Source organism: Streptomyces sp. NPDC043996 (genome assembly GCF_056435225.1).
Genome location: NZ_JBWKEY010000020.1, coordinates 51,518 through 70,658, shown reverse-complemented (window position 1 = coordinate 70,658; position 19,141 = coordinate 51,518). Strand labels below are relative to the sequence as shown.

The following is a 19,141-nucleotide window of genomic DNA, read 5'->3' as shown; positions in this document are numbered from 1 at the left end:
GCGGCGCGGGGGTCCCTCCGGACCCAGCGGAACCGTCAGCCTCGGTAGACCCCTCAGTCTCTCCGGCCCTCCCAGCCCCTTCAGTCCCTTCAGCCCTGTCAGGCCCCTCAACCCCAGAGGCCTCCTCGCCCCCGTCCGGCGCGGAGGACCTGTCAGGCCCGCCGGGCCCGTCCCGCGGGCCCTTGTCATAGGCGTCCATTGCGTCCCGCTTCCCGATCCCGCACCGAACCCTGCCGCCGGAACGGTACTCAGGCCTGCCTGCCAGGCACAGCGCCCCGGAGGTTATCCACAGGGTTGACACCTTATGGCGAGGCGCCGCACCATTGAATTCCGGCGGACCGAACGATCGGTCGGGAGCCGCCGGGAGACGCAGACTCTGCCCGAGGTCGAGGGGGACCGAGATGGCGACAGCGCACCAGCCGCCCGGCGTGGCACAGGACCACCGCGCGTCCGGCGCCACGGACGGCGCCGTGCCCGTGGACATCACCGCGCTCGAGTCCGCGTTCGACGCGGCCGTGGCGGCCGACGACCGCATCGAGCCGCGCGACTGGATGCCGGACGCCTATCGCGCCACGCTCGTGCGCCAGATCGCGCAGCACGCCCACTCCGAGATCATCGGCATGCAGCCGGAGGCCAACTGGATCACGCGCGCCCCGTCGCTGCGCCGCAAGGCGATCCTGATGGCCAAGGTCCAGGACGAGGCGGGCCACGGCCTGTATCTGTACAGCGCGGCGGAAACGCTCGGCGTCAGCCGCGACGAGCTCCTCGACAAACTCCACTCGGGCCGCCAGAAGTACTCATCGATCTTCAACTACCCGACCCTGACCTGGGCGGACGTAGGCGCGATCGGCTGGCTCGTGGACGGCGCGGCGATCACCAACCAGGTGCCGCTCTGCCGCTGTTCGTACGGCCCCTATGCCCGCGCGATGGTTCGCGTCTGCAAGGAGGAGTCCTTCCACCAGCGCCAGGGGTACGAACTGCTGCTGGCCCTCAGCCGCGGCACCCCCGAACAGCACGAGATGGCCCAGGACGCCGTGAACCGCTGGTGGTGGCCGTCCCTGATGATGTTCGGCCCGCCCGACGCCGAGTCGGCGCACTCCGAGCAGTCCATGACCTGGAAGATCAAGCGCCACTCGAACGACGAGCTGCGCCAGCGCTTCGTGGACATCTGCGTCCCCCAGGCCGAGTCCCTCGGCCTGACGCTGCCCGACCCCGAGCTGCGCTGGAACGAGCAGCGGGAGCACCACGACTTCGGCCCCATCGACTGGAGCGAGTTCCGCTCGGTCCTCAAGGGCAACGGCCCGTGCAACGACCAGCGCATCACCCAGCGCAGGAACGCCCACGAGCAGGGCACCTGGGTGCGCGAGGCAGCCGCCGCGTACGCCGCGAAGCACACCGACCACGACAAGGACCGCCGGCCCGCGACGATCGGCGCACACGGGGAGGCGACCGCATGAGCAGCTCGACCGAATGGCCCCTGTGGGAAGTGTTCGTGCGCTCTCGGCGCGGCCTGTCCCACACGCACGCGGGCAGCCTGCACGCTCCGGACGCCGCCATGGCCCTGCGCAACGCCCGGGATCTGTATACCCGCAGGAACGAGGGCGTCTCCATCTGGGTCGTGCCGTCCGCCGAGATCACCGCCTCCTCGCCGGACGAGAAGGACTCCTTCTTCGAACCGTCCGCCGACAAGCCCTACCGCCACCCGACGTTCTACGACATCCCGGAAGGAGTGAAGCACCTGTGACCCCCACGCCCCTCACCACGGCCCACGCCGCGGCACTCGCCCTCGGCGACGACGCCTTGGTGCTCTCGCACCGCCTGGGAGAGTGGGCGGGCCACGCGCCCGTCCTCGAAGAAGAGGTCGCCCTGGCGAACATCGCCCTGGACCTGCTCGGCCAGGCCCGCGTCCTGCTCTCCCTGGCGGGCGACGAGGACGAGCTGGCGTACCTCCGCGAGGAGCGCGCCTTCCGCAACGTCCAGCTGGTCGAGCAGCCGAACGGCGACTTCGCCCACACCATCGCCCGCCAGCTGTACTTCTCCGTCCACCAAGGCCTCCTGTACGGCCAACTCGCCGCCACGGACAGCGAGCTGGCCCCCCTGGCCGCGAAGGCCGCCAAGGAAGTCGCCTACCACCAGGACCACGCCGAGCAGTGGACGCTCCGGCTCGGCGACGGCACGGCCGAGAGCCACGAGCGGATGCAGCGCGCCCTCGACGCGCTGTGGCGGTTCACGGGCGAGCTGTCCCAGCCGGTGGAGGGCCTCGACCTGGACTGGCAGGGGCTGCGGGAGCAGTGGACCGCCAGGGTCACCGAGGTGATCGAGCAGGCCACGCTCACCGTCCCGGAGGGTGCCCAGAGCGGGGCGTGGACGGCGGGCGCCGGACGCGAGGGGCTGCACACGGAGTCTTTCGGGCGGATGCTCGCCGAGATGCAGCACCTGCACCGCAGCCACCCGGGGGCGTCATGGTGACCTCCGCGCCCACCGCCCTCGAGGAGCGGCTCCGGGACCTGGCGGGCTCGGTGCCCGACCCCGAGCTGCCCGTCCTGACGCTGGCCGAGCTCGGCGTGGTGCGCGCCGTCCACGTCAGCGGCCCCGGCCGCGTCGAGGTCGAGCTGACACCGACGTACACGGGCTGTCCGGCGATCGAGGCCATGGCCGCGGACATAGAGCAGGTCCTGCACGAGCACGGCATGGCCGACGTCCAGGTGCGCACGGTGCTCTCCCCGGCCTGGTCCACGGACGACATCAGCGCCGAAGGCCGCCGCAAACTCGCCGAGTTCGGCATCGCCCCGCCCCGCCCGCACGCCGCCGAAGGACCGGTGCCGATCGCGCTCACGGTCCGCTGCCCCCACTGCGGCTCCGCCGACACCGAGCTGCTCAGCCGCTTCTCGTCGACCGCGTGCAAGGCCCTGCGCCGCTGCGTCGCCTGCCGTGAGCCCTTCGACCACTTCAAGGAGCTGTGATGGCGCGCTTCCACCCGCTGCGCGTAGCGGCCGTCGACCGGCTCACCGACGACTCCGTGGCCCTGACCTTCGACGTGCCCGAGCCCCTGCGCGCGGACTACCGCTACGCCCCGGGCCAGCACCTCGCCATCCGCCGCGTCGTGGACGGCGAGGAGATCCGGCGCACCTACTCCATCTGCTCCCCGGCGGCCGCCCCTGACACCGCCGAAGGGCCAAGGGCGCTGCGCGTGGGCGTCCGCGTGGTGGACGGCGGCGCCTTCTCGACGTACGCGCACAAGGAAATAGCCGTGGGGGACGAGCTGGAGGTGATGACCCCGGCGGGCCGCTTCACCCTGGCACCCGCGCCCGGGCGGTACGCCGCGGTGGTCGGCGGCAGCGGCATCACCCCGGTCCTCTCCATCGTCACCACGCTCCTGGAGCGGGAGCCGCGAGCCGAGTTCTGCCTCATACGCAGCGACCGCACGACGGCGTCCACGATGTTCCTGGAGGAGGTCGCCGACCTCAAGGACCGGTGGCCCGACCGGTTCCAGCTGGTGACGGTGCTCTCCCGCGAGGAACAGCAGGCCGGGCTCACCTCCGGGCGCCTCGACCAGGACCGGCTCGCGGACCTGCTGCCCGCGCTCCTTCCGGTGACCGAGGTCGACGGCTGGTTCCTCTGCGGTCCGTACGGCCTGGTGCAGAGCGCCGAGCGGACGCTGCGCTCCCTGGGAGTGGACCGGCGCCGTGTCCACGAGGAGATCTTCCATGTGGACGAGGCTCCGGCGCCCGCCGCCCAGGCTCCGGCGCCGGAGCACAGCAGCGTCACCGTGACCCTCGACGGCCGCTCCGGCACCTGGCCGGTGCGGGCCGGGGAGTCCCTGCTCGACACGGTGCTGCGCAACCGCGCGGACGCCCCGTTCGCCTGCAAGGGCGGCGTGTGCGGCACCTGCCGGGCCTTCAAGGTGTCCGGCGGGATCCGGATGGACCGGAACTTCGCGCTGGAGCCGGAGGAGACCGAGGCCGGTTATGTACTGGCCTGCCAGTCCCATCCCACCACGGACAAGGTGGAGCTGGACTTCGACCGCTGAACCCGGGCGCGGACCCGGCCGATCCCGTTGGCTTCTGTTCCCTTCCCTTAGAACCTGTTCTATCTTGACGCTCCGTCAGACACCGTGGGCGGAGCGGACGGACACGACCAGGCCGGTACGCGGGAGGACGAGCAGTGGACTTCACCTTCACCGAGGAACAGCAGGCGGCGCTCGAAGCGGCCAAGGCCCTCTTCACCGGCGTCGCGCCGGACGGCGTGCCCAGCCCCGCCCTGACGCCCGGCGCCGTCGCCGATGACTTCGACCGCGCGCTCTGGTCGAAGCTCGCCGCGGCGGACCTGCTCAGCCTGCACCTCGACCCGGAGTACGGCGGGTCCGGCCTGGACGTCATCGCGCTCTGCCTCGTGCTGCGGGAATCGGCGAAGGTCCTGGCCCGGGTCCCGCTCCTTGAGTCCGGCGCGGCCACCTACGCCATCGGAACCTACGGCGGCGACGCGTTGAAGCAGCGCGTGCTGCCGCGAGCCGCCCGCGGGGAACTCGTGCTGACCGTCGCCCCGCACGGCCGCACCGGCCACGACGGCGCCGAACTCGCCGTCACCGCACGGCCCGACGGCGCCGACTGGCTCCTGGACGGCACCCAGACCGCCGTGTCCTGGGCCCACAACGCGGACCTCGTCGTCGTCCCCGCCACCGCCTCCGAAGGCCGTACGGTCCTCGCCGTCGTCCCCCGAACCGCCCCCGGCCTCACGCTCGCCGAGCAGATCTCCACCACCGGCGAGCGGCTCGCCGAACTACGCCTGGACTCCGTACGCGTCACGGCCCCCGAGCTCATCACCGCCGACGGCGCCTGGGACTTCCTGCGTGATCTGCTGGCCACCGGCACCTGCGCGCTCGCGCTCGGTCTCGGCGACGGCGTCCTCCGCATGACCAGCGAATACGCCGGAAAGCGCGAGCAGTTCGGCCATCCCATCGCCACGTTCCAGGCCGTCGCGGTCCAGGCCGCCGACCGCTACATCGACCTGCGGGCGATGGAGGCCACACTCTGGCAGGCCGCCTGGCGCCTCGGCGCCCCCGGCCACACCAGCACAGGCCACGACGGACCGCTGCCGGTCAGCGCGGACGTAGCGGTGGCCAAGACCTGGGCCTCGGACGGCGTGCGCCGTGTCGTGCAGACCGCGCAACACCTGCACGGAGGCTTCGGTGCCGACACCGACTACCCCCTGCACCGCTACCACGCCTGGGCCAAGCACCTGGAACTGTCCCTCGGTCCGGCAGCGGCACACGAGGAAGCGCTCGGCGACCTGCTGGCCGCCCACGCCCCCGGCTGAGACAACACGTCCGCGCGGGACGGCACCAGGCGTCCCGCGCCGCGCGGCACCGTCCTAGATCACGGTGCCCGGCTGGCCCTTGCCGTCGACGACGGGCTTCCCCGAGGCCTCCCAGACCTGCATGCCGCCGTCGACGTTCACGGCGTCGATGCCCTGCTGCGCGAGGTACATGGTCACCTGTGCCGAACGGCCGCCGGACCGGCAGATCACGTTCACCCGGCCGTCCTGGGGCGCCGCCTCGGTCAACTCCCCGAAGCGGGCCACGAAATCACTCATCGGGATGTGCAACGCGTCCGCCGCGTGACCGGCCTGCCACTCATCGTCCTCGCGAACGTCGAGCAGGAAGTCTCCGTCCGAAAGGTCAGCGACCGTGACCGTGGGCACACCAGAACCGAATTCCATGCCACCGACGCTACCCGACCCCGCCGCCCGCGACACAGCCCGCGTGCCCCGTCGGCCGCCGCTCAGGCGGTGAGCCGCTCCAGCTCCGCCTCGCGCTCAGCCACCTGCGTCAGCAGCTGCTCGGCGATCTCCTCGAGGAGCCGGTCGGGGTCGTCCGGCGCCAGCTTCAGCATCGCGCCGATCGCGCTCTCCTCCAGCTCCCCGGCGACCACCGTCAGCAGCTCCTTGCGCCGCGACAGCCACTCGAGGCGGGCGTACAGCTCCTCGCTGGGGGTGGGCCGCGACTCCTCGGGCACCGGTCCGGCGCTCCACTCCTCCAGGAGCTCGCGCAGCATCGCCTCGTCGCCACGGCCGTACGCCGCGTTCACCCGCGTGATGAACGCCTCGCGCCGCTCCCGCTCCGGCTCGTCCTGCGCGAGGTCGGGGTGGGCCTTGCGGGCCAGCTCGCGGTAGAGCTTGCGGGCCTCGTCGCTCGGCCGCACCCGCTGCGGCGGCCGCACCGACTGCTCGGTCAGCATCGCGGCCGCCTCGGGCAGCAGCCCCTCGCTGTCCATCCAGCCGTGGAAGAGCTCCTCCACGCCCGGCATCGGCTGCACCCGCGCCCGCGCCTCCTCCGCCTTGCGCCGGTCCTCCGGGTCGCCGGAGCGCGCCGCCACCGCCTCGGCGATCAGCGCGTCCAGCTCGTCGAGCCGCGTGTACATCGGGCCGAGCTTCTGGTGGTGCAGCCGGGAGAAGTTCTCCACCTCGACGCGGAACGTCTCCACCGCGATCTCGTACTCGATCAGCGCCTGCTCGGCCGCCCGCACGGCGTTCTCAAGCCGGGCCTCGGGTCGTTCCTGACCGTCGTCCCGTCGCGTCTGTGCGGGCGTCTCGGGCCGCTCCTCGGGCATCTCGTCCTGCGTCGGCTCGGCTTCCGGGGTCGTCACCCACCCAGCGTAGGCCACGGGTGCGGCGGGCTCCTCACACGGCGCCCCAGCTCGCCACACCCCGTCACGCCCTCGTCACACCCCCGTCTCCGCCGGGACCCGCCCCTCTCTGACAGCGGCGACCAGCAGTGCGTGATCGGCTTCCGTGCGGTTGGCGTACGTCACCGCGAACGCGGCTATCGCCTCGTCCAGTTCGTCGTTCTTGCCGCAGTACCCGGCGATGAGCCGGGGGTCGGCGCTGTGGGCGTGGGCGCGGGCGAGGAGCGCTCCGGTCATGCGGCCGTAGTCGTCGAGCTGGTCCGGGGCGAGCGCGGCCGGGTCGACGCTGCCCTTGCGGTTCCTGAACTGCCGTACCTGGAACGGCCGTCCATCGATCGTCGTCCAGCCGAGCAGGAAGTCGCTGACGACCTGCATGCGCTTCTGGCCGAGCACGACACGGCGGCCCTCGTGGACGGTGTCCTGCTCCTTGAACCCCACCGTCGGCAGATGGGGCAGCAGCGCGGAGGGGGACGCCTCCTTGACCTGAAGCACCAGTGGCTCGCCCCGGTGGTCCAGGAGCAGCACCACGTAGGAGCGCAGGCCCACGCTTCCGGTGCCCACGACGCGGAACGCCACGTCCTGGATCGCGTACCGCGCGAGCAGGGGGAGGCGGTCCTCGGGCAGCGTGTTCCGGTACTCCCCCAGGGCCAGGGCGACCGCGGCGGCTTCGGCGTCCGGTACGCGGCGCAGGACCGGGGGCGCGTCGACGAAGCGTCTGGGGGGGACGCCGCCGGGGGTCTCCTCGGCGGCGGTGACCGGCTCGGTCGACTTGGCGGCGAAGCGGGCGCTGGTGTTCTGGCGTGCCTTCTGCGAGACGCGGTCGAGGGTGCCGAGCAGGTCGCGGGCGTCGGTGTGGGAGACCAGTTCCTCGTCGGCGATCGCGTTCCACGCGTCGAGGACGGGGAGCTTGGCGAGCAGGCGCATGGTGCGGCGGTAGGCGCCGACGGCGTCGTAGGCGGCTTCCTCGCAGGCCTCCTCCGTGGCACCGGCTTCGCGGCCCGCGAGGACGAGGGAGGTAGCCAGGCGCTTGACGTCCCACTCCCAGGGGCCGTGCGCGGTTTCGTCGAAGTCGTTCAGGTCGATGATGAGTCCGCCGCGCGCGTCCGCGTACAGGCCGAAGTTGGCCGCGTGGGCGTCGCCGCAGATCTGTGCGCCGATGCCGGTGAGGGGCGTGCGCGCGAGGTCGTAGGCCATGAGCCCGGCCGAACCGCGCAGGAAGGCGAAGGGGCTGGCGGCCATCCTGCCGGTCCGGATCGGGGTGAGCTCCGGGATTCGGCCGCGGTTGGTGTCCTCCAGGACGGAGAGGGGGTCGGGACGGTGATCGTCCGCCGTGTACGCCGCGTGCGTGGAGCGCGGGACGCGGGTGCGCAGGGACTTGCCTTCCTGCTTGGGCCCGCCGGGCTGCCCGGCGGCTCCGGATGCGGCTCCGGGTGCGGGCGCGGGGAAGCCCGCGAATCCGTCCACGTGCGGCAGCCTTCGCACGCCTCGCGGATCGCGCGGCCCCGGCAGTGCCGCCTCGGCGCTCCCAGACCCGGCCGGTCCGCCTGCGCCTGGTGTGTCAGTTGTCTCAGTCACGGCCATCGCCCCCCGAGTTCCGGTTGTCCGCGCGCACCCGGCGGCGCCTGCCCCGTACCGAGGTCCGAGGCGTCGTGCGGCGGCGCGAACATCAACTGGCATTGACCGTACCGCCGCGAGCGAACCGCCGTCACAGCCTGTGGATAACTTCGCCGGACCCTCTCCGCCCCAGCCCTCGGGTGACATACATCACCGGCTACGGCAGGGGGTCGTGAGGCCGAAGAGCATCGGGGAGCCTCAGGAGGCGCGGGCGCAAGAAGGGGACACGAGAACAGGGCAAACCCTCAAGACCTCAAGACACCCAGAGCTCAGGACGCCCAGACCTCAAGGCACCCGGGTCGCAAGACACCGAGGCCTCCAGGCCTCAACGCACCCACAAAAGCAGAGAGACCCCAGATGAATCTGGGGTCTCTCTGACTGGTGCGCGAGGGGGGAGTTGAACCCCCACGCCCTTTCGGGCACTGGAACCTGAATCCAGCGCGTCTGCCTATTCCGCCACCCGCGCATGGGTGTTGTCTTTGGGTCTCTCACTGTGTGGTGCGAGCGCCTGCCGACATCCAGAAGATTAGCACGCTGCAGCGGGTGGATTCACATCCGTATGTGCGGGCACCTGCAGAGGGGCCCGCGGCCGGACCCCGGCCCGGGGTCCCGTACCGCCTGGTCACGTGACTGCTCACGTGACCGCCCACGTGACCGCCCACGTGACCGCTCACGCAGCTGGTCGCACGACCGGTCACACGGCACGACGGCCACCGGCACCGCCCCCTCGCCCCGCGCACGCGCCCCGCCCACGTCCACCCCGCGCCCGACGAAGCGCCGCCGGACGCAACCGAGCCGCCCGTCAAGTCCTCCTCCAAGGTCCACAGCCACGTGCGGGACACTGTCTCGAGAGCCCCTCTACGATCCGTGGTGAAGAGGGGCCGGGCCGAACGCACGAGGGCCCGAGGGTTCCGCCGGGAAGCTCGGCGGAAACACGGCCGGAAGCCGGAGAGAACATCCGGGGACCCGGCGGCGGCCCTGGCGGCCACGGCGCAACGCGGCGCGGCGCGACGAAGCGCACGCGGAAGGCGGCGCGGCGAGGCGGCAGGGCGAGGCAGCAGACGGCACAGCGGCAAGCGGCAGGCGGCACGAAAGGGAAGAAGAGAGGAAGACGAAGAGGGCGGAGCGAGCACGGCAGGCCTGGCGGGCCCAGCAGGACCCGAGGACCCCAGTGCCTGGGTGAGACCCGAGGACCCGAGCGGGTTCCGGCGGACCCAATCGGGCTCCGTACGAAACCGCGAAAGCTCACGGAAACGCGACAGCTCACGGACCCGCGACAGCTCCGGACGACGGCGTACGCGCCGGATGCCGGAGGAACCCCTGAATCCGGAGGAACCCCTGAACGGGAAGGCTGAACGGACCTCCGATCGGCACCCCCGATCGGTTGCCGACGGAGCCCTGGCGGCCCTGGGCCCCGGACGCCCTGAGACCGTCGCCAAAGGAGCCCCTGGAGCGGCAGCGCACGGATCCGAGGACGCGGCAGCGCACGGATCCCCGGACGCGGCAGCGCCTGGAGCCCCGGACGCGGCCGCCGACGGAGCCCCAGAAGCGGTTCCCAAGATGGTTCCCGAAGGTGCCCCTGAACGATCCCTGAAGATCGACCCCGGACCACCGCCGGAAGCCCCGGCGGAACCCCGGAAGGTCTCCGGAGGATCCCTGAAGGAACCCGGAGGATCGCGGAAGAGCGGTGCGGGCATGCCTTGTGAGAGGCGACACTCGTGGTCTGGGCAGACAGGGGGAACCAGCTGATTTCCCGGCGCGTGGATACGATCAGTAAGCAGTACGAGGATGACAACGACGGAGGAGGTGCCCCATGGGAGTCCTGAAGAAGTTCGAGCAACGACTCGAAGGTCTGGTCAACGGCACCTTCGCCAAGGTGTTCAAGTCCGAGGTCCAGCCCGTCGAGATCGCCGGCGCCCTGCAGCGCGAGTGCGACAACAACGCGACGATCTGGAACCGCGAGCGGACGGTCGTCCCGAACGACTTCATCGTGGAGCTCAGCACCCCTGACTTCGAGCGCCTGAGCCCGTACTCGGGACAGCTCGGCGACGAGCTGTCCGGCATGGTGCGCGAGTACGCCAAGCAGCAGCGGTACAGCTTCATGGGCCCGATCAAGGTCCACCTGGAGAAGGCCGAGGACCTCGACACCGGCCTGTATCGGGTGCGCAGCCGCACGCTCGCGTCCAGCACCTCCCAGACTCCTCAGGGCCCCGGGGACCCCCCCGGCGGCCCTGGAGGCCCCGGGGGCGCGGGACCGGCCCCCCGCGGCGGCTTCGGCCAGCCGCAGGGCGTCTCCGACGCCCCTCCCATGCCCGCCGCTCCGCCTCCCGGCGCGAGCGCGGGCCGTCCCGGGCAGGCCCCGGGCCGACCGGGTGCCGGCGCCCCCACGGGCGCGCAGGTACGGCGCTGGATTGAGATCAACGGCAATCGCCACCAGATCTCCCGCCCGACGCTGGTGCTGGGCCGCAGCACCGACGCCGATGTGCGGATCGACGACCCCGGCGTCTCGCGCCGGCACTGTGAGATCCGGACCGGAACGCCCTCGACGATCCAGGATCTCGGGTCTACCAACGGCATCGTGGTAGACGGGCAGCACACCACCCGCGCTACGCTCCGCGACGGCTCGCGGATCGTCGTGGGCAGCACCACCATCATTTACCGGCAAGCCGAAGGGTGAAGCGGGGGCAATGTCAGAGCTGACCCTGACGGTCATGCGGCTGGGTTTCCTGGCCGTTCTGTGGCTGTTCGTGATCGTGGCCGTCCAGGTCATCCGCAGCGACCTGTTCGGTACGCGCGTCACGCAGCGCGGCTCGCGCCGCGAGGGCGGCCGCCAGGCCGCCCGGCAGGCGGCGCCACCGCAGCAGCGCCAGCAGGCCGCCGGCGGGCGCCAGAGCGGTGGGGGCCGCCAGCGCCGCGGTGCGCCGACGAAGCTGGTCGTCTCCGAAGGCACCCTCACGGGCACGACGGTCGCGCTGCAGGGCCAGACGATCTCGCTCGGCCGGGCCCACGACTCCACCATCGTGCTGGACGACGACTACGCCTCCAGCAGGCATGCCAGGATCTACCCGGACCGTGACGGCCAGTGGATCGTCGAGGACCTCGGGTCCACCAACGGCACGTATCTGGACCGGACCCGCCTGACCACCCCGACGCCCGTTCCGCTGGGCGCGCCGATCCGCATCGGCAAGACCGTCATCGAGCTGCGGAAGTAGTACGACAATGAGCGAGCGGAGCGAGCGAGCCGACGCGGTCCAGACACAGGACGCCAGCGCGCTCCCGACCGGAGGGTGGGCACCGTGCGGATGTACCCGGAGCCGACGGGCGAGGTGCGCATGAGTCTGTCACTGCGCTTCGCCGCCGGATCGCACAAAGGCATGATCCGGGAGGGGAACGAGGACTCCGGTTACGCCGGTCCGCGGCTCCTCGCCATCGCCGACGGCATGGGGGGCCAGGCGGCGGGCGAGGTCGCGAGCTCCGAGGTGATCTCCACGCTCGTCACGCTCGACGACGACGTGCCGGGCTCGGACATCCTCACCTCGCTGGGCACGGCCGTGCAGCGGGCCAACGACCAGCTGCGGCTCATGGTCGAGGAGGACCCGCAGTTGGAGGGCATGGGCACGACGCTCACCGCCCTGCTGTGGACCGGACAGCGCCTCGGCCTCGTCCACGTCGGCGACTCGCGCGCGTACCTGCTGCGCGACGGCGTCCTCACCCAGATCACCCAGGACCACACCTGGGTGCAGCGGCTCGTCGACGAGGGCCGCATCACCGAGGAAGAGGCCACCACGCATCCGCAGCGCTCGCTGCTGATGCGCGCGCTCGGCAGCGGCGACCACGTGGAGCCGGACCTCTCGATCCGCGAAGTCCGCGCGGGCGACCGGTACTTGATCTGCTCCGACGGCCTGTCGGGCGTGGTGTCCCACCAGACGATGGAGGACACCCTCGCCAGCTACCAGGGCCCCCAGGAGACCGTGCAGGAGCTGATCCAGCTCGCGCTGCGCGGCGGCGGCCCCGACAACATCACGGTGATCGTCGCCGACGTCCTGGACATCGACACCGGTGACACCCTCGCGGGCCAGCTGTCCGACACCCCCGTGGTGGTCGGCGCGGTCGCCGAGAACCAGCTCCAGGCGAACGACGGCGGCGCCATGCAGACCCCGGCGGGCCGCGCCTCGGGCCTGGGCCGTCCGAACCCGCCGTCGTCGGCCGGCTTCGGCCCGCCCGGCAGCGGCGACAACCCGGAGTACGTCCCCGAGGACGCCTTCGGGACGTACGGCGACGAGGACTTCGTGAAGCCCGGCGGCGGCCGCAAGTGGCTGAAGAGATCGCTGTACACGGCGCTCGCGCTCGCCGTGATCGGCGGCGGCCTCTACGGCGGCTACCGCTGGACCCAGACGCAGTACTACGTGGGCACGAAGGACGAGCACGTAGCGCTCTACCGCGGCATCGACCAGGACCTGGCCTGGGTCAGCCTGTCGAAGATCGAGAAGGACTACCCCGAGATCGAACTCAAGTACCTGCCGTCGTACAAGCGCAAGCAGGTCGAGGCGACGATCGGCGAGGGCAGCCTCGACGACGCGCAGGGCAAGATCGAGGAGCTGGGCCTGCAGGCATCGGCGTGCAAGAAGGACGCCGAGCGCCGGAAGATCGACCGGGAGAACAAGGAGCGGGCGGAGAGCGACGCCAAGCCGGGCGCCAAGCCCACCGAGGGCGAGGCGGGCGGCCTGACGAGCCAGACCGTGAAGCCGACGCCCACCAGCTCCACCAGCCCTCCCGACGACGACAAGAACGCCAAGGACGACAAGTCCAAGTCCACCACCGCACCGACTCCCACAACCGGTCCCAGCCTCTCCGAGGAGGAGCAGAAGCTGGTCCCGCAGTGCGGTAAGCAGTAAGCAGCCGTTGGGGGCCTTCGCACGCCATGAGCAGTAGCACTACACACACGTCGACGATCGGCGCCATCGGTGCGCCGAGCCGGCGCAACACCGAGCTCGCGCTCCTGGTGTTCGCCGTCGTCATCCCGCTGTTCGCCTACATGAACGTGGGGCTCGCCATCTCCGGCGAACTGCCCCCGGGCATGCTCGGGTACGGCCTTGGGCTCGGCCTGCTCGCGGGCGTCGCGCACCTGGTGGTGCGCAAGTTCGCGCCGTACGCCGACCCGCTGCTGCTGCCGCTGGCCACGCTGCTCAACGGCCTCGGGCTCGTGGTGATCTGGCGGCTCGACCAGTCGGAGAAGCTCCAGCAGCGCCCCACGTTCTCCGAGGCCGCGCCGAACCAGCTCCTGTACTCGGCCGTCGGCATCGCGCTGTTCGTGGGCGTCCTGCTGCTCCTGAAGGACCACCGCGTCCTGCAGCGGTACACCTACATCTCGATGGTCGCCGCGATCGTGCTGCTGCTGCTCCCGCTCGTACCGGGCCTCGGCATGAACGTGTTCGGCGCGAAGATCTGGATCCGCGTCGGCGGCTTCTCCATCCAGCCGGGCGAGTTCGCGAAGATCGTCATCGCGGTGTTCTTCGCGGGCTACCTGATGGTCAAGCGGGACGCCCTCGCGCTCGCCAGCCGCCGCTTCATGGGCCTGTACCTGCCGCGCGGCCGCGACCTCGGACCGATCCTGGTCGTCTGGGCGATGTCCATCCTGATCCTGGTCTTCGAGACCGACCTCGGCACGTCGCTGCTGTTCTTCGGCATGTTCGTCGTGATGCTGTACGTCGCCACCGAGCGCACCAGCTGGATCGTGTTCGGCCTGCTGATGTCGGCCGTCGGCGCCGTCACCGTGGCCTCCTTCGAACCGCACGTGAAGGTGCGTGTGGACGCCTGGCTCGACCCCTTCTCCAAGGAGGTCATCGCCAGCACCGGCACCGACCAGATCGCCCAGTCCCTGATGGCGTTCGGCTCCGGCGGCACCCTCGGCAGCGGCCTCGGCCAGGGCCACTCCGACCTGATCGGCTTCGCCGCCAACTCCGACTTCATCCTCGCCACGTACGGCGAGGAGCTGGGCCTCGCCGGTGTCATGGCGATCCTGCTGATCTACGGCCTGATCGTGGAGCGCGGCGTGCGCACGGCGCTCGCGGCCCGCGACCCGTTCGGCAAGCTGCTCGCGATCGGCCTGTCCGGCGCCTTCGCCATCCAGGTGTTCGTCGTCGCGGGCGGCGTCATGGGCCTCATCCCGCTGACCGGTATGACGATGCCGTTCATCGCGTACGGCGGCTCGTCCGTGATCGCCAACTGGGCCCTGGTCGGCATCCTGCTGCGCATCAGCGACACCGCCCGCCGCCCCGCGCCGTCGCCCGCCCCGAACCCCGACGCCGAGATGACCCAGGTGGTACGGCCGTGAACAAGCCCCTGCGCCGCATCGCGATCTTCTGCGGGCTGCTCGTCCTCGCGCTGCTCGTCCGCGACAACTGGCTGCAGTACGTGCAGGCCGACAAGCTCGCCGAGCACGACATGAACCGCCGCGTGCCCATCGAGCGGTACGCGCAGCCGCGGGGCGACATCATCGTCGACGGCAACCCGATCACCGGTTCCAAGAAGGTCAACGGCGACGACTTCAAGTACAAGCGGACCTACAAGAACGGGCCCATGTGGTCGCCCGTCACCGGCTTCGCCTCGCAGCGCATAGGCGCCACCCAGATCGAGTCCCTCGAGGACCGCATCCTCACCGGCAACGACGACCGGCTCTTCTTCCGCCGCAGCCTCGACATGCTGACCGGCAAGAAGAAGGAGGGCGGCAACGTCGTCACGACGCTCAACGCCGCCGCGCAGAAGGCCGCGTACAACGGCCTGAAGGGCCTCGGCAAGGGCGCCGTCGCCGCGATCGACCCGGAGACGGGCGCGATCCTGGCGCTCGCCTCCACCCCGTCGTACGACCCCTCCAGCTTCGCGGGCAACACCAACGACGAGGCCGAGAAGTTCACCAAGCTGGACAAGAACCCCAATAAGCCGATGCTGAACCGCGCGCTGCGCGAGACCTACCCGCCGGGCTCCACCTTCAAGGTGGTCACGGCCGCGGCGGCGATGGAGCACGGCCTGTACACGGACATCGACGCCAAGACCCGCTCGCCGCTGCCGTGGACGATGCCGGACACCCGGACCGAGCTGAAGAACGAGGGCCCCATCCCCTGCAAGAACGCCACGCTGCGCGAGGCGCTGCGGGTGTCCTGCAACACCGTCTTCGGCAAGATCGGCTCGGACCTCGGCAAGGAGAAGATGCTGGAGACCGCGGAGGAGTTCGGCTTCAACGAGGAGCAGTTCGTTCCGGTCCGCTCCAACGCCTCCGTCTTCCCCAAGGAGATGGACCGGCCGCAGACCGCGCTGTCCTCCATCGGCCAGTTCGAGACGGCCGCCACTCCGCTGCAGATGGCGATGGTGACCTCCGCGATCGCCAACGACGGCACGCTCATGGAGCCGTACATGGTCCGTGAACTCCAGGCGCCGAACCTCGACGTGATCGAGAAGCACTCGCCGAAGGAGATGAGCACGCCGCTGTCCAAGGAGAACGCGCAGAAGCTCCAGGACATGATGCAGACGGTCGTGAACCAGGGCACCGGAACCAGGGCCAAGATCCCCGGCGTCACCGTCGGCGGCAAGACGGGCACGGCCCAGCACGGCCTGAACAACAGCAAGAACCCGTACGCGTGGTTCATCAGCTACGCCAAGACGGACTCGGGTTCGCCGGTCGCCGTCGCTGTGGTCGTCGAGGACAGTGACGCCAGCCGTGGCGACATCTCCGGTGGCGGTCTCGCGGCGCCGATCGCGAGGGACGTGATGAAGGCGGTCCTCGACAGCAAGAAGTGACCCCTGTCACGGACCCTTCACATCGGTGCACGTTGCGATACCGGTCCTGTATCGGGTGACGGTTGCGGCCGGGTCACGTTAGGCGATCCGGGTACGGTATGCCCGGACAGCACACCGCCGGACCGCGCAACACGGTGCGGTCGGGACCGACGGAGAGGGCTGGATTAGCTATGGAAGAGCCGCGTCGCCTCGGCGGCCGGTACGAGCTGGGTCAGGTGCTCGGCCGCGGTGGCATGGCGGAGGTCTACCTCGCGCACGACACCCGCCTCGGCCGCACCGTGGCGGTGAAGACGCTGCGCGTGGACCTCGCGCGCGACCCGTCGTTCCAGGCCCGGTTCCGCCGTGAGGCCCAGTCGGCCGCCTCGCTCAACCATCCGGCGATCGTCGCGGTCTACGACACCGGCGAGGACTACGTCGACAACATCTCCATCCCGTACATCGTGATGGAGTACGTCGACGGCTCCACGCTGCGCGAGCTGCTGCACTCCGGGCGCAAGCTGCTGCCCGAGCGCGCCATGGAGATGACCATCGGCATCCTCCAGGCGCTCGAGTACTCGCACCGCAACGGCATCGTCCACCGCGACATCAAGCCCGCGAACGTCATGCTGACGCGCAACGGCCAGGTCAAGGTCATGGACTTCGGCATCGCCCGCGCCATGGGCGAGTCCGGCATGACGATGACGCAGACCGCGGCCGTGATCGGCACCGCGCAGTACCTGTCGCCGGAGCAGGCCAAGGGCGAGCAGGTCGACGCGCGCTCCGACCTCTACTCCACCGGCTGCCTGCTGTACGAGCTCCTGACCGTCCGGCCGCCGTTCGTGGGCGACTCCCCGGTCGCGGTGGCCTATCAGCACGTGCGGGAAGAGCCGCAGGCCCCGAGCGTCTTCGACCACGAGATCACGCCCGAGATGGACGCGATCGTGCTCAAGGCGCTCACCAAGGACCCGGACTACCGCTACCAGTCGGCGGACGAGATGCGCGCCGACATCGAGGCCTGCCTCGACGGCCAGCCCGTCGCCGCGACGGCCGCGATGGGCGCGGTCGGCTACGGCCACCCCGACGACCAGGCCACGGCGATGCTGCGCCCGCAGAACGGCGCCCCCGGCCAGGCCCAGACGTCGATGATGCCCCCGGTCAACCCGGATGACGGCGGCTACGACGAGAACGGCCGCCGCGGCCGCCAGAAGAAGAGCAACACGTCGACGATCCTGCTGATCGCCGCGGGTGTGCTCGTCCTGGTGGGCGCGATCCTGATCGGCAAGTGGGCGTTCACCGGCGAAAGCGGCGCCGCCGACGACAAGAAGGCACCGAATTTCGTCGGCGAGACCGTCAAGGAAGCCCGCGAGTCCGCCGAGAACGTCGACCTGAAGATCAACGTCTCCAAGCGCGAGCCCTGCGAGAAGTACCCGAAGGGCCAGATCTGCTCGCAGGACCCCAAGGAGGGCGCGAAGGTCGAGAAGGGCGACACGATCAATGTGGTCGTGTCGACGGGGGCGCCGAAGGTCGCGGTGCCGAGCGTCCTCGGCATGGACGAAGACAAGGCCACCGAGAAGCTCGAGGGCGACGATTACCAGCTCGTGGTCAAGACCAAGCCGCGGATCTCCACCGAGACCGCGGGCAAGGTCCTCGAACAAGACCCGGTCACTGGTACCGAAGTGCAACAGGGCAGCACGGTCACCCTGTACATCGCCAAGGAGCAGCAGAAGACCAGCGTCCCGGACGTGTCCGGTCAGACGTGGGAGGCCGCGAAGAAGCAGATCGAGGCCAGCGGGCTCGTCGCGACCCGTACGGATGTCGAGAGCGACAGCGTCGAGGAGGGCAAGGTCATCCAGACCACTCCCGTCGCGGGCACCAAGGTCGACCCCAATTCCCAGGTCGCCGTCCAGGTAGCCAAGAAGAAGCCCGAGGAAGAGGACGTCCAGGTCCCGACCCTCACCGGCCAGAAGCTCTCCGACGTCCGTGACGCCATCGAGGACGCGGACCTAACGGTCGGCAACATCACGGGCCCGCAGGACGACGACGCCGTGGTGGTCCTCGCCGACCCGCCCGCGGGCAGCAAGGTCAAGCCCGGCACCCCGATCAACCTGACGACCATCGGCGGCGGTGGCGGCCAGCAGGGCGGCAGTGACAACGGCGGCGGTGACAACGGCGGAGGCGACGACGGCGGAGGCGGCTTCATCGAGGGCGCCACCGGCTTCGGCCGCCACTTGCGGGACTGAGTCCCGAGCGGTAGACGGCAAGAGCCCCGGCACCAGAACGGTGCCGGGGCTCTTCCCGTGCCATGCCGCGGTAGGTGCCTACGTCAGCTCCGGCGGCGGCGTGCGCTTGTTGTCGACCTTCTCGACTCGCTGCAGTTCGCCCCACACCACGTAGCGGTACGTCGACGTGTACACGGGGGTGCACGTCGTCAGCGTGATGTAGCGGCCCGGCTTCTTCGTGCCGGACTCCTTGGGGACGGCGTCGAGGACGCGGACGTTGTACTTGGAGGTCTCGGGGAGGGTCTTGAAGACCTTGTACACGTACCACTTGTCGCGGGACTCGAAGACGATCGGGTCGCCCTCGTCGATCTTGTCGATCTTGTGGAACTTCGCGCCGTGGCCGTCACGGTGGGCCGCAAGGGTGAAGTTGCCCTTGGCGTCCTGCGGCAGCGCCGACTTGACCGGCTCGGTGTAGTAGCCCGCGACACCGTCGTTGAGGGTCTTGGTGTCGGTGCCCTTCTTGACCAGGATCTCGCCGCCGCTCATGGACGGTACGTGCAGGAAGCCGATGCCGTTCTTGGTGTTCAGGGCGCCGGGGCCGCCCGCCCAGCGGTCGCGGACGGCGTCGCCCTGCTTCTTCGCCTCGCGGTCCGCTATGACGTTGGTCCACCAGAGGGAGTAGGCGACGAAGAGGCCGAGGATCACGCCCGCGGTGATGAGGAGTTCGCCGAAGAGGCTGACGGCCGTCGCGAGGGGGCCGCGGCCGCGCGGTCGCGGCGGCCGCGCGGGCCGGGACTCGTCGGTCCGCTCGTCCTGGTCGGTGGTGGCTGCCACTGCATCTGCCCCGTCTGT

The 19,141-nt window shown here is 70.6% G+C and carries 16 protein-coding genes and 1 tRNA gene; 12 read left to right on the top strand and 5 right to left on the bottom strand.

The features are described from left to right. Positions 1–401: 401 nt before the first annotated feature. The 6 genes from paaA to AC07A4_RS38015 all read left to right on the top strand — a co-directional run bounded on the left by paaA (position 402) and on the right by AC07A4_RS38015 (position 5,316). The gene (gene paaA / locus AC07A4_RS38040; RefSeq protein ID WP_478608240.1) at positions 402–1,457 is read left to right on the top strand and encodes a 1,2-phenylacetyl-CoA epoxidase subunit PaaA; all 1,056 of its coding nucleotides are present in this window, start codon (positions 402–404) and stop codon (positions 1,455–1,457) included. Next, positions 1,454–1,744 (top strand): 1,2-phenylacetyl-CoA epoxidase subunit PaaB, encoded by a 291-nt coding sequence (gene paaB, locus AC07A4_RS38035; RefSeq protein ID WP_478608237.1) that lies wholly within the window; start codon positions 1,454–1,456, stop codon positions 1,742–1,744. Before paaA ends, paaB begins: the two co-directional genes overlap by 4 nt. Further along, positions 1,741–2,469: a 1,2-phenylacetyl-CoA epoxidase subunit PaaC gene (paaC, locus tag AC07A4_RS38030; protein ID WP_478608235.1), complete on the top strand. Its 729-nt coding sequence runs from the start codon at positions 1,741–1,743 to the stop codon at positions 2,467–2,469. The genes paaB and paaC overlap by 4 nt, the downstream gene beginning before the upstream one ends. Beyond that, positions 2,463–2,963 (top strand): 1,2-phenylacetyl-CoA epoxidase subunit PaaD, encoded by a 501-nt coding sequence (gene paaD / locus AC07A4_RS38025; protein ID WP_478608232.1) that lies wholly within the window; start codon positions 2,463–2,465, stop codon positions 2,961–2,963. The genes paaC and paaD overlap by 7 nt, the downstream gene beginning before the upstream one ends. Then, positions 2,963–4,030, top strand: coding sequence for a 1,2-phenylacetyl-CoA epoxidase subunit PaaE (gene paaE, locus AC07A4_RS38020; protein ID WP_478608229.1), 1,068 nt, complete (start codon positions 2,963–2,965; stop codon positions 4,028–4,030). The genes paaD and paaE overlap by 1 nt, the downstream gene beginning before the upstream one ends. Before the next feature lie 134 nt (positions 4,031–4,164). Next, entirely contained in the window at positions 4,165–5,316 is a 1,152-nt protein-coding gene (locus tag AC07A4_RS38015; protein WP_478608227.1) for an acyl-CoA dehydrogenase family protein, read from the top strand. A 54-nt stretch (positions 5,317–5,370) separates the two neighbouring features. On the opposite strand, the gene AC07A4_RS38010 is transcribed toward AC07A4_RS38015, so the two are convergent. From AC07A4_RS38010 to AC07A4_RS37995, 4 genes are all read right to left on the bottom strand, one after another. Beyond that, positions 5,371–5,700 carry a rhodanese-like domain-containing protein gene (locus AC07A4_RS38010; RefSeq protein ID WP_478608482.1) on the bottom strand — a complete coding sequence of 110 codons (330 nt, stop codon included), beginning with the start codon at positions 5,698–5,700 and terminating at the stop codon, positions 5,371–5,373. Positions 5,701–5,780: 80 nt separating this feature from the next. Further along, entirely contained in the window at positions 5,781–6,644 is an 864-nt protein-coding gene (locus AC07A4_RS38005; RefSeq protein ID WP_478608224.1) for a J domain-containing protein, read from the bottom strand. Positions 6,645–6,719: 75 nt separating this feature from the next. Continuing rightward, entirely contained in the window at positions 6,720–8,264 is a 1,545-nt protein-coding gene (locus tag AC07A4_RS38000) for a DUF2252 domain-containing protein (protein ID WP_478608221.1), read from the bottom strand. Between the two features lie 412 nt (positions 8,265–8,676). Beyond that, positions 8,677–8,763: transfer RNA gene (locus AC07A4_RS37995), tRNA-Leu, on the bottom strand. A 1,347-nt stretch (positions 8,764–10,110) separates the two neighbouring features. Here AC07A4_RS37995 and AC07A4_RS37990 point away from each other — a divergent pair. The 6 genes from AC07A4_RS37990 to pknB all read left to right on the top strand — a co-directional run bounded on the left by AC07A4_RS37990 (position 10,111) and on the right by pknB (position 18,310). Then, the gene (locus AC07A4_RS37990; protein WP_478608218.1) at positions 10,111–10,974 is read left to right on the top strand and encodes an FhaA domain-containing protein; all 864 of its coding nucleotides are present in this window, start codon (positions 10,111–10,113) and stop codon (positions 10,972–10,974) included. A 10-nt stretch (positions 10,975–10,984) separates the two neighbouring features. Beyond that, positions 10,985–11,509 carry an FHA domain-containing protein FhaB/FipA gene (locus AC07A4_RS37985; RefSeq protein WP_478608215.1) on the top strand — a complete coding sequence of 175 codons (525 nt, stop codon included), beginning with the start codon at positions 10,985–10,987 and terminating at the stop codon, positions 11,507–11,509. Positions 11,510–11,599: 90 nt separating this feature from the next. Beyond that, complete coding sequence (locus tag AC07A4_RS37980) at positions 11,600–13,192, top strand: Stp1/IreP family PP2C-type Ser/Thr phosphatase (protein WP_478608480.1); 1,593 nt, start codon at positions 11,600–11,602, stop codon at positions 13,190–13,192. 26 nt (positions 13,193–13,218) lie between these two features. Continuing rightward, positions 13,219–14,631: an FtsW/RodA/SpoVE family cell cycle protein gene (locus AC07A4_RS37975; protein ID WP_478608213.1), complete on the top strand. Its 1,413-nt coding sequence runs from the start codon at positions 13,219–13,221 to the stop codon at positions 14,629–14,631. Next, complete coding sequence (locus AC07A4_RS37970; protein ID WP_478608210.1) at positions 14,628–16,091, top strand: peptidoglycan D,D-transpeptidase FtsI family protein; 1,464 nt, start codon at positions 14,628–14,630, stop codon at positions 16,089–16,091. Before AC07A4_RS37975 ends, AC07A4_RS37970 begins: the two co-directional genes overlap by 4 nt. A 170-nt stretch (positions 16,092–16,261) precedes the next feature. After that, entirely contained in the window at positions 16,262–18,310 is a 2,049-nt protein-coding gene (gene pknB / locus AC07A4_RS37965) for a Stk1 family PASTA domain-containing Ser/Thr kinase (RefSeq protein ID WP_478608207.1), read from the top strand. 78 nt (positions 18,311–18,388) lie between these two features. On the opposite strand, the gene AC07A4_RS37960 is transcribed toward pknB, so the two are convergent. Then, positions 18,389–19,123 carry a class E sortase gene (locus AC07A4_RS37960; RefSeq protein WP_478608204.1) on the bottom strand — a complete coding sequence of 245 codons (735 nt, stop codon included), beginning with the start codon at positions 19,121–19,123 and terminating at the stop codon, positions 18,389–18,391. Between the last annotated feature and the right edge of the window lie 18 nt (positions 19,124–19,141).